The following is a 10,301-nucleotide window of genomic DNA, read 5'->3' as shown; positions in this document are numbered from 1 at the left end:
GATGGCGCGTCCCCCCAACCCGAGGATCGATCCGTCATGGACCTGAGCGTTGTGCAGTACCTGGAGATGCCCGCGGCCGCCCCTGCTGCGCAGGAGGATCTCGCCGGGATCGACGACAGCCTCGCGCTGCGCGACGTGCTGGTCATGAACTACGACGGCTTGAAACGCCAGCTGGCGCGCAAGTTCGGCTGCGCGGACATGGCCAGCGAATGCCTGCACGACGCATGGTTGCGCCTGGGTGAAAGCAGCCTGGCGGTGCCACTGCCCAACCGGCAGGCCTACGTCTACCGGGTCGCCTGCAACGCGGCGATCGATCGCTTGCGCGGCGCGCGCGCTCGGCGCACGGTGAGCATGGAGGACGTCGACCTGGACGCCTTGGCGGACGCCACGCCCGGCCCCCACGAGATCGCCGAGCAGCGCTCCGAGGTGCTGGCGCTGGACCGTGCCCTGCGAGCTTTGCCTCGTCGGCATCGCGCCGTGCTGGTCGCGCTGCGCATCGAGGAACGAACGCGCGAGGAAGTCGCCGACTGGCTGCGCATCTCGCTGCGTACCGTGGACACCACGCTGCGCCAGGCCCTGGGCCACTGCGCCGAACGGAGGGTTCCCGAAGCGCCCGCCGGCGTGGGTTGTCCCCAGCTCACGCGGGATGCGACAACCGCTCGCAGTGCTCGATCAGCAGTTCGGTCAGCACGCGTATCTTCCTGGCCGGATGCTGGCCGGGCGGCCGGATGACGTAAGCCCCCGCGGGGGGCGGTGGATAGCGCGTCATGACCGGCACCAGCGCACCGGCGGCGATGTATTCGTGCGTGAGCCAGTCCGGCACATAGGCGATCCCGAGGCCCGCCACCGCGGCGGCGACCAGCGCCGTGCCGTTGTCGGCCTTGAATCGCCCCTGCGGTCGGACCGTGATGATCCGGTCGCCATCCATCAGTTGCCAGGCCTCGGTGCCCTGCATCAGCGCTTCATGGGCACCGAGTTCGTCCGGGGTCTCGGGCGACCCGTGCGCGCTGATGTAGCTCGGGCTCGCCACGAGCTTGCCGTAGATCGGGCCGACGCTTCTTGCAATGAGGTTGGAGTCCTCGAGATAGCCGACCCGGATCGCGCAGTCGAAGCCTTCGGCGATCAGATCGACGAATCTGTCGCTGTAGCAGGTCTGGATGTGGAGCTGGGGATGGCGCTTCGCCATCTCGGCGAGCATGGGCGCGAAGTGCGTCGGGCCGAAACTCAATGGCACCGCGATCCTCAGGCGGCCGCGAAGCTCGCCCGCGGGCAGGATCGTCTCCATGGCCGTGTCGATGTCGACGCAGACCTTGGCCGCGTAGTCGCGGAACGTGCTGCCGGCTTCCGTGAGCGCGGCGCCGCGCGTGGATCGCGCGAGCAGTTGAACACCCAGTTCCGCTTCGAGCCGAAGCAGTCGCCGACTCACCATCGACTTGGAGATGCCCAGTCGCACCGCCGCCGGCGACACCCCTCCGGCACTGGCCACTTCGACGAATGTACGCAGGTCCTCGATGTCCAAGCTGGCGTTCCTCCAATCGCGACACAGTTCGCCGAAGAATGGTACTACCGGGCGAAGAGCGGGATCGCAATACTCCCTGCGGACGGCATCGCCACGAGCGGTGCCGTCGTCCAGAACCCCTCCCGCTGACAGCGGCAACACAGGAACCAGCAATGACTTCTCGCAACGGCCTCTCTTCGCTTCTTCGTCCCGAAGACTCGGTCCTCGTCCTGATCGACCACCAGCCCTACCAGCTCGCGAACCTGAACAGTCACGAACCGCAGATGGTCATCAACAACACCGTCGGCCTCGCGAAGGCCGCCAAGGCCTTCGGCGTCCCCACCATCCTGACCAGCGTGATCGCCGAGCGCGGCGGCCTCCTCTTTCCCCAGCTCACCGAGGTCTTCCCCGGGCAGGAGGTCATCGACCGTACGTTCATCAACACCTGGCAGGACAAGGCGGTGGTCGATGTGGTCAAGGCCACGGGCCGCAAGCAACTGATCATCGCGGGCCTGTGGACCGAGGTCTGCGTCGCGATGCCGACGATCCAGGCGCTCGGCGAAGGCTGGGACGTCACCGTGGTCACCGACGCGTCCGGCGGCGTCTCCGTCGAGTCGCACCAGGTCGCGATCCAGCGAATGATCGCGGCCGGCGCGAACATGCTCACCTGGCTCGCCGTCGCCTCGGAATGGCAGCGCGACTGGGCACGCACCGAGAGCGCCGCTGCATTGACCCAGGTGATCACGCAACACGCGGGAGGCAGCGGCATCGCGTACCTTTGGGAGCAGCAGTTGCTCAATACGCCGGTGCCTGCCAAGGCGGCCTGACGGAATCAAGGGGGATGGACGCGCTTCCGTCGAGACGTTGCGAAGGCTGAGCGCCGGCTCGAGCCACTTCATCCCCGAAGGGCCTGGGCGCTCGCGCATGGACCGCGGCCAGGCCGAATGGCGCGGACGGCATCGGGACAACCGAGGAGCCGGCTGTCGGAAAATGCGGCGAAGGCCACGCCGTGGCCGCGACGGCTTCGTGACGAATCCGTGCTTTCGACCGCCCTCGCCCCTTCGATGCCATGCGTGACTTTCTCTATTACTCGCTGATGCTCCTGCTGGGATTCGCCTGGTACTGCTTCGGGCAGAAACTGCTGAAGAAGGGCAACCGCGACGAGAACGACGAACTCACCAAGGGCTTCGTCGGACCGGTCGGCTTCCTCGTGGCGGGCGCCATCGCGTGCTATCTCTTCGTCTCCACCTTGCGCGCGCTGATCCGGGGCGAGGTGCCGTGCCTCGGCAAGGCCTGCTCGGGGCAGGTGTATGCGCTGGCGACGCATGCGGGGGAGTATTGGTCGAACGTCTTCTACATGGTGTGGCTCGTTCTCGCGCTGGGGTATGCGCTGTACGTGACGTTCAAGATCTGGTTCCGGGTCTGATGCCCGGCCTTGGACGAGAATTGCGCACCGGCCGATGCATGAGGCCGGCATGACCCGCCATGCGAGGAATCGACCCATGCGCCTGTGCAGGCTGTTCATCCCGATGATCGTTTCGACCGCCGCCTTGTGCGCAGGGGTCGCGAGCGCGGCCGAACTCTGTTCCCGGGCTTCACCGCGCGCGGGCGCCGAAGTCACCCACACGCACGGCTTCGACTTCATCGTCGATCCCCAGCCGGTTCCGAATGCGTTCACCGGTTGCCAATACGGCTGGATCGGCGATGGCAATGCGCCGTCCACCATGGAGAAGGTCATCACCGCCTACTACGTCGCTGGCCGCGTGCAGTGGTACGAAGCGCGCTGGCCCGATCGCCCGCTGCATCGTTGCATGTACGAAGGCGGTGTCATCGCGCCCGGCAAGTCCGTCAATGCTTCGGCATGCCCGGTCAAGGAAGCCGACGCCCAAGTGCCGCGTTGAAGCTGCAGCGACATCGATGCCATCGACGGCAGATCCACTCGTCGCGCCCCACCTGCACAACTTCGACAGATGCATATGAAGCAAGGTCTATGGTTCTCGCTCGCCGTGCTCGTCTCATCGGCCCACGCCACGGAGAACCGCGGTGCGGAACAGCAACTCGCCTACTGTGTCGCGCTGGCCTCCCGGACCGTGGAAGACATCTCCAAAGACGGAACGCGTGCCGCCGCGATGCGCTGGATGCGCTTGTCGGCGCGCTACATCGACAGGCTCGAGGAACTGGCTCCCACGACCGCCCAGCGCCGCGCCTTGCTGGATCGGGCGCTCGAAGACATCGACGCCGAGAGTGCGCGGCTTCGAGCGTCGGAGCGGCCACTCTTCGAATCCATTCGAAGCACCGATCAGGCGCTCGCCGCCTGCGACGAATTGGCTGCGGCAAGGCCCCGCCGATAGCTCCTCACATGTTGAGAATCCCGGATTCCGTGTACGCACCAGACGAAAAAGCGCGAGCGACACGTCGACGGACATGGATCGGCGTGCAGCTGCTCGTCACACTTCCATTTCTGTTCGCGCTGGGCATAGCCACCGAGATGCTGTTCGCACAACCTGGCAAGGGCTACAGAACATCCTCCGGAATCTACGTTGCCTGCGAAGCCCTGGCACCAAGGGCCAAGAGCTACTCGCCCCCGCGTTGCGCCCGCTTCGGATCGATGGGCACCAACCCCGCCGGCTTCGCGTTGGCCATCGCATCGCTGGGCCTGCTCAGCGCCGTCATCTGGGTGAGCTGCAGACCTGGCCGCGGGTTCCGCTTCTCACGGTAGGCCAACACCGATCGTGCAGCGCCATCCGATCGATGTTCGTTGCTACGATCCCGCACCCATTCACCGCGGCCACCCACGACGCACGCCGAAGGCGCCCGATGCGGATCGGCGGCCGTGCCGCTGCGTGCTCGCTCACCACTGCCGCACCACCATTGCGCGTCTCCTCGCGATCGTTGAACCCGTCGTCGGGTGTCGAGCCCCCATCGCCAAGCGGCGTACACCGCCCTGCGATTCGACCGCACGATACCAAAGACGGCCTCGAGGAGCGCCCCGCGCCAGCAAACTCAGAAGGCGCTCTTGACCACGCCCCCATCCACGCGAAGCGCCGCGCCCGTGGTCGCCGACGCGAGCGGACTCGCCACATAGGCCACGAGCGAAGCCACCTCCTGCGGCGAAGCAAAACGCTTGATCAGCGAGGTCGGGCGAACATGGTCGAAGAACTCCGCCTCGACCTGCTCGAAGCTCTTGCTGCTCGAGCGCGCCATGCCCTCGACGAAGTCGCCGACGCCGCGCGATTTCGTCGGGCCGGGCAGCACGCTGTTAACCGTGATGTTCGTGCCGGCGACCGATTCCGCGAGCCCGCGCGACACCGCGAGCTGCGCGGTCTTCGTCACGCCGTAGTGGATCATCTCGGTCGGTATCTGCACCGCGCTTTCGCTCGAGATGAAGATGATCCTGCCCCAGTTCGCCCGCTTCATCTCCGGCAGCACCAGGCGCGCGAGGCGCACGCCGCTCAGCACGTTGACGTCGAAGAAGCGCAGCCAGTCCTCGTCGGGGATGTCCTCGAAGGCCTTGGCCTCGAAGATGCCGAGGTTGTTGACGAGGATGCCGATGCCGGGATGGCGGCGCACGAGTTCCTCGGCGGCGTCGGCGCGACTGAGATCGCCGGCGTAGCCGACCACCGTGCCTTGCGTCTGCGAGCGGATGCGCTCCACCGCCTCGTCGACCGCGGTCTGCGACCGGCCGTTGACGATGACGCTGGCGCCCTCCTGGGCCAGCGTGTGCGCGATGGCATAGCCGATGCCTGCGGTGCTGCCGCTGACCAGGGCCAGCTTGCCCTTCAGTTGAAGATCCATGTCGATGCTCCTTGTGTCGATGACGAGATGGGTTGCCTGTCAGCCCAGGAAATTGACCAGCGCGGGAATGACCTGGTCGGGCGCCTCTTCCATCAGCCAGTGACCGGACCCCTTGACGATCACGCCCTGCACGTTGGTCGCGACCATCTTGCCCTGTTCGATCAGGAAAGTGCCACCGGCTTTTTCCCCGGAGAGCACCAGCATCGGCATGGGCAGCGGCGTCTTGCCCAGTTCGGCGAACTCGGCCGCGTCCTGCTCGAAGGCCTTGAAGTACTCGAAACCGGCGCGCATGCCGCCGGGCTGCGCGTAGGCCTTGGCATAGAAGCGGCGATCGGCCTCGGGCACCGAGCGCTTGGGGTCGGCCGCGAAGTCGTTCCAGAAATGCTCGAAGTAGATGCGCTCGCGCCCGTGCACCAGCGCCAGCGGCGTCGCGCCGTGGAAATGGAAATGCCAGAGGTCGCGCAGCAGCCAGACGTTCTGCCATTGACCGATACCGGGCAGGAAGGCGTCCATGAGCACCACCTTGTCGGTCTCCGACGGGAACTGCGCGGCATAGGCGTAGGCCACCATCAGGCCGATGTCGTGGCCCACGATGCTCACGTTGCGGATGCCGAGCGACTTGACGAGCTCGTGGATGTCGACGGCCATGTTCTTCTTGCCGTAGCCGCTCTCGGGCTTCGACGAGTTGCCCGCGCCGCGCAGATCGGGCACGACCACGGTGTGCGTCTTGGCCAGCAGCGGCATCAGCGGATTCCACATGTGGCCGGTCTCGGCATAGCCGTGCAGCAGCACGATGGCCGGCCCGGTGCCGCCGATGCGGTAGTTGATGCGGGTGCCGTTCACCTCGGCGCTGCCTGCGCGAAAGCCCGGTACCGCGTCGACTGCGGACGCGGCGTGCGCCACGGGGCCGAAGCTCAGCGCGGCGCCGAATGCGGCGGCACCGGCGATCAGCGCGCGGCGGGTGGGGGCGGGATGGGGGGTGTTCATGTCTGGGCCTTTCGGTCTGTTTTGGGGGTGAAGCGAATTTATGATTCAGCTTCACTTCCAGAAAGGCCCCAAAAGTGGTTTACTCATTCAGCTTTCATGAATGATTGGAGCCTGGGGCCATGGACCGATTGCGTGCGTACGAGGTTTTCGTGACCGTGGTCGCGCGCGGCAGCTTCGTCAAGGCGGCCGACGCGCTCGACACCTCCCCGGCCAACGTGACGCGCTACGTCAACGAGCTCGAAGCCCACCTGCGCACGCGGCTGATCAACCGCACCTCGCGCCGCCTGTCGCTCACCGAAGGCGGCGAAGCCCTGTTCGACCGGGCGAAGTCGATCCTCGAAGAAGTGGCGGAGACCGAGGCGCTCGCGACCACTGCGTCGCTCCAGCCGCGCGGGCGGCTGCGCCTCAATGCGCCGCTGAGTTTCGGCAGCCTCGTGCTGGCACCGCTGTGGCCAAAGTTCATGGCGAAGTACCCCGACGTCGAGCTCGACATCGCGCTCATCGACCGCGTAGTCGACATCGTCGAGGAGGGCTACGACCTGGCGATCCGCATCTCGCGGACCACGTCGGGCAATCACATCGCGCGCAACCTGGGGCGTTCGCAAAACCTCGTGTGCGCCTCGCCCGACTACCTGGCGAGGCATGGCATGCCCGAGGTGCCCGCGGACCTGTCGCGGCACCTGTGCCTGGGCTATACCTACGGCGCGACCTCCGACGAGTGGCAGTTCGCCGGCCCCGGCGGGTCGCTGGAATCCGTTCGCGTGCGCTGGGCCTTGCGGGCCAACAACGGCGAAACCGCTCGCGCGGCGGCGCTTGCCGGCGCCGGCATCATCTGGCAACCGAGTTTCGTGATTGGCGACGACGTGCAGGCCGGGCGACTGGTCGAGGTCATGCCGGGCTATCGCATGCCGCCGATCGACATCCTCGCGATCTACGCCAGCCGTCGCCATCTCAGCGCGAAGGTGCGGGTGATGGTCGACTTTCTGGTCGATGCGCTTCAGAGTTCGCCGCGGGAAAAAGTCGAATCGGCGATGGCGGGCCATTGAGATCCAAACGTCTTGCGAGGCCTCCTGTTCAATTGCCTCGCCGTTGCGTCGCACGGAAAGTCCTCGAACCGTATCTACTGACACCACGCAATACCGACATTCCCGCAGCGAACTAATTTCGGCTTGACGAATGGACAGGCCTCGCGCAATCTCCGTCGAGGGGAGTGGCTGTGGAGAGAGGGGGTCGAGATGACGATTCGCATTCGCGCCCAGCACGCGCGCCTTGCCCTTCAACGCGAAACGCTGGTCATGCTCGTCGCATACAGCTCCGTCGGGCTTTGGGTGATTTTCTGGTTTGGCGATTAGCGGTAATTCGAAAAAATTCATGCCGGCGCGGCGCGCGAGGAAGCGCATTGCGCCTCGCATTCCATCACCATGGGTGGCCGATGGCGTGGAGTTCCGAAAAGCCCGGTCTCACCGATTCCGGTGCCCGAGCCATGGCGAACTTCGCAGGCTCCTGATTGACCTCGCAACCTCCGCCATTCCCCACTGAAATCCGTTGTCAGCCAATAGACCTGATTGGCAATTTCTCCATTGCATCGAGATATCCACTGCAAAAAAAGCAAGGTGCAATTGCAATAGCGGCACTCGACACTGCAACCCCCCGCATGGGATCAACTCACCTGAAGGAGCTTTCGCAATGTCGACGCTTCCCGGTCATTACACAATTCTCTCGTTCGTTGGCGGCGGCATCCGCGGCCTGCTCTCCGCCACCATCCTCCAGCGTCTGTACGACGCCAACAAGGCGCTGCTGGACAAAACGAGAATGTTCGCCGGCGATGAACTGAACTTCTACAACGCCATGAACCCCGACCCGCGGACGCCCGCCTACTCGATCGACAAGGTGCTGGGCAGCCAGAAAGCCATCCACTTCGACACGAAGATCGCCGACGCGCGCAAGGACGTCCTGCTCGTCTCGTTCAACGTCGGCCAGGTCGAGCCCGACCGCGACAACAAGATGATGCCCACGCCGTGGAAGCCGATGATGTTCACGAACATGCTCGGCAGCGACCGGGACCGGCTGGACGGCCTCGACGGCAACGGCGACACCCCCATCGCGGTGGCCGCGACGTCCAGCGGCGCCATGCCGGGACAGCTGGGGTCCATTGACGGGAACGTCGATGGCGCCTTCTTCGACTGGGGCGCCCAGCAGTGGAACACCGAGGACTGCTACGGCGTGGCGCTGGACTACCAGAAGGACACGCCGATGGCCTTCTGCTTCCTGCCTCCGACCAACGAAGGCTGAGAGCCCGCGGCGCGCTGATGGTGCTCGCTAGAGCACCATCAGCATCTCGTGCCAGGACATCCCGCCATGGTCGGACGGCGAAGGCCTCACATAGCCGTACCCCTGCCGTGCATAGAGCGCCACGTGGCGCTCCTTGCACATCAGGTGGATCGTTTGCTTGCCCGCCTGCCGCATCCGGTCGATGAAGATCTTCATCATCACGCTGGCGTACCCGCGCCCCTGGAACAGGGGATCGATGACCACGGACATGATCACGACGTTGGGCGCCGCGGCGTCGTGGCCGACCAGCTCCTTGAACGCCTCGTCCGACATCACGACCTCGTGCGCGCACCCACTGTTGATGAAGCCGATGAGCTGCCCCTCGAGCTCCATGACGAGGAAGCCCTGCGGGTACTGGTCGATGCGCGTGCGGATCCTGGCCAGGGTGGCGGCTTCGTCGCCCTCGTAGGCGCCGATCTCTATCGCGTAGCAGCGTTCGGCATCGGTAGGAAGGGCCTGGCGGAAAACGGGTTCTGGCATGGATGAGGGGTTGGAACGAGGCATGCGCCCATCATGCCGTCCGGCGATGGCGCGCGCGCAGGGTGTCCGATGGCGCCTCGCCGAATTGCGCCTTGTACTGCTGCGCGAGGCGGCTCAGATGAAAGAAGCCGTGGGCGAACGCGATGTCCGTCACCGTGTCGTCGTCCGCGCCGTCCAGCAATCGCTCGCGCACCTGCGCGAGGCGGATCTGCCGCAGGTAGGCGGTCGGCGTCATCCCCCGGTGCGCCTGGAACGCCAGCTGCAAGGCACGCACGCCCACGCCCAGCGACGAGGCGATGTCGGACACCGTCAGCGACAGGTCCGCGATGCGGTCGTGAATGAGCGCCTCGGCCAGGCCCGCGAGGCGCGCGGGCCGCGATGCCGGCCGCTCTCCGCGCATCCAGCCGGTGTAGTTGTGCGGATGCCCGTGCAGCAGGGACATGAGAACGAACTGCTCGAGCGAACGGTACGCCGGGGCCGGCAGCGCCGCGGGCAAGGTGTCGACCAGGTCCCACACGCCGGACCATGAACGCTCGAGCGCCGGCGTGAACGGCACGGGGTCGAACTTCAGCCCGTCGTCGAGCGGACGGCCGACGAGGCTGGCGCAGCACGCCTCCAGCGTCGCCGTGTCGGGCCGGAAGGTGATCTGCTCGAAGCTGGCGCCGAAATCGAAGCGGGTCGGCCGGCCGGCCGATACGGGGATCGTCGTGCCGGCGCGCCAGGTGGCGCTGCGGTTGCCCTGCGACACGGTGCCTTCGCCGGCGGTGCAGCGCATGAACAGGAACAGGCCGGGGAACTCGCCCGCGTCGACCTCCACGCGCGCGCCGTAGGCGAGCTGGACCAGCGCCAGCGGCCTCGCCTCGGTCGCGCTCAGCCGGGTGTCCAGGGCCTTGGCCCGGCGATCCAGGTGGAGCTCGTGCGGGCAGTACACGGCGCCCACGGCGTGGATGGCTTCGTCGAGATCATGGGTCCGATAGTGCATGGTCGCCCCTTCCACAGACGGCGCGACAGCTTCTGCGTGCTGCCGCCGGGCCCGCATTCTAGGGGTGCGTTCCCTCGCGTTCCCTCGCGTTCCCTCGCTGAGCGACGCGATGCGGGAACGCCCGGAGCCCTCGTCCTGCGCATCGCGGATAGCGCTTCGCATTCCGGATCGCGGCGCGGCGCGTCTTCCTGAAGACTGGCGCCAGCCGAGCCGACCGTGCCCCACAGG

13 protein-coding genes are annotated in these 10,301 nt (G+C 66.2%); 8 read left to right on the top strand and 5 right to left on the bottom strand.

Translation table 11 applies throughout. The annotated features are described in order from the left end of the window. Positions 1 to 36 precede the first annotated feature (36 nt). A complete protein-coding gene (locus AC27VN_RS01465) occupies positions 37 to 732 on the top strand; it encodes an RNA polymerase sigma factor (RefSeq protein WP_490875353.1) in 696 nt (231 codons plus the stop codon). Here AC27VN_RS01465 and AC27VN_RS01460 read toward each other — a convergent pair. Further along, positions 638 to 1,519, bottom strand: a complete 882-nt coding sequence (locus AC27VN_RS01460; protein WP_490875352.1) for a LysR family transcriptional regulator — start codon at positions 1,517 to 1,519, stop codon at positions 638 to 640. The genes AC27VN_RS01465 and AC27VN_RS01460 overlap by 95 nt on opposite strands. A 152-nt stretch (positions 1,520 to 1,671) precedes the next feature. Between AC27VN_RS01460 and AC27VN_RS01455 the strand changes: the two genes are divergently transcribed. From AC27VN_RS01455 to AC27VN_RS01435, 5 genes are all read left to right on the top strand, one after another. Beyond that, positions 1,672 to 2,325, top strand: a complete 654-nt coding sequence (locus AC27VN_RS01455) for a hydrolase (RefSeq protein ID WP_208508035.1) — start codon at positions 1,672 to 1,674, stop codon at positions 2,323 to 2,325. Between the two features lie 242 nt (positions 2,326 to 2,567). Continuing rightward, a complete protein-coding gene (locus tag AC27VN_RS01450) occupies positions 2,568 to 2,924 on the top strand; it encodes a hypothetical protein (protein WP_490875351.1) in 357 nt (118 codons plus the stop codon). 76 nt (positions 2,925 to 3,000) lie between these two features. Then, positions 3,001 to 3,399 carry a hypothetical protein gene (locus AC27VN_RS01445; protein ID WP_490875350.1) on the top strand — a complete coding sequence of 133 codons (399 nt, stop codon included), beginning with the start codon at positions 3,001 to 3,003 and terminating at the stop codon, positions 3,397 to 3,399. Between the two features lie 69 nt (positions 3,400 to 3,468). Then, a complete protein-coding gene (locus tag AC27VN_RS01440) occupies positions 3,469 to 3,849 on the top strand; it encodes a hypothetical protein (RefSeq protein ID WP_490875349.1) in 381 nt (126 codons plus the stop codon). Between the two features lie 83 nt (positions 3,850 to 3,932). Further along, on the top strand, positions 3,933 to 4,217 hold the full coding sequence (locus tag AC27VN_RS01435; protein ID WP_490875348.1) for a hypothetical protein: 285 nt from the start codon (positions 3,933 to 3,935) through the stop codon (positions 4,215 to 4,217). Between the two features lie 284 nt (positions 4,218 to 4,501). Here AC27VN_RS01435 and AC27VN_RS01430 read toward each other — a convergent pair whose 3' ends face one another. Beyond that, the gene (locus tag AC27VN_RS01430) at positions 4,502 to 5,293 is read right to left on the bottom strand and encodes an SDR family NAD(P)-dependent oxidoreductase (RefSeq protein ID WP_093352452.1); all 792 of its coding nucleotides are present in this window, start codon (positions 5,291 to 5,293) and stop codon (positions 4,502 to 4,504) included. A gap of 39 nt (positions 5,294 to 5,332) precedes the next feature. Continuing rightward, complete coding sequence (locus AC27VN_RS01425) at positions 5,333 to 6,280, bottom strand: alpha/beta fold hydrolase (protein ID WP_490875347.1); 948 nt, start codon at positions 6,278 to 6,280, stop codon at positions 5,333 to 5,335. A gap of 119 nt (positions 6,281 to 6,399) precedes the next feature. On the opposite strand from AC27VN_RS01425, the gene AC27VN_RS01420 reads away from it, so the two are divergent. Together AC27VN_RS01420 and AC27VN_RS01415 are read left to right on the top strand one after the other, a co-directional pair. Further along, the gene (locus AC27VN_RS01420; RefSeq protein ID WP_490875346.1) at positions 6,400 to 7,326 is read left to right on the top strand and encodes a LysR family transcriptional regulator; all 927 of its coding nucleotides are present in this window, start codon (positions 6,400 to 6,402) and stop codon (positions 7,324 to 7,326) included. A 640-nt stretch (positions 7,327 to 7,966) separates the two neighbouring features. Then, positions 7,967 to 8,572, top strand: a complete 606-nt coding sequence (locus AC27VN_RS01415; protein WP_490875345.1) for a patatin-like phospholipase domain-containing protein — start codon at positions 7,967 to 7,969, stop codon at positions 8,570 to 8,572. Between the two features lie 27 nt (positions 8,573 to 8,599). Here the strand turns inward: AC27VN_RS01415 and AC27VN_RS01410 are convergent, their stop codons facing one another. Beyond that, a complete protein-coding gene (locus AC27VN_RS01410; RefSeq protein WP_490875344.1) occupies positions 8,600 to 9,091 on the bottom strand; it encodes a GNAT family N-acetyltransferase in 492 nt (163 codons plus the stop codon). A gap of 31 nt (positions 9,092 to 9,122) precedes the next feature. Beyond that, complete coding sequence (locus tag AC27VN_RS01405) at positions 9,123 to 10,073, bottom strand: AraC family transcriptional regulator (protein WP_490875343.1); 951 nt, start codon at positions 10,071 to 10,073, stop codon at positions 9,123 to 9,125. Positions 10,074 to 10,301: the final 228 nt, after the last annotated feature.

This window comes from Variovorax sp. 20P10.2.4, assembly GCF_058244205.1.
The sequence above is the reverse complement of the archived record's forward strand: the minus strand, read 5'-3'. Positions and strand labels throughout refer to the sequence as shown.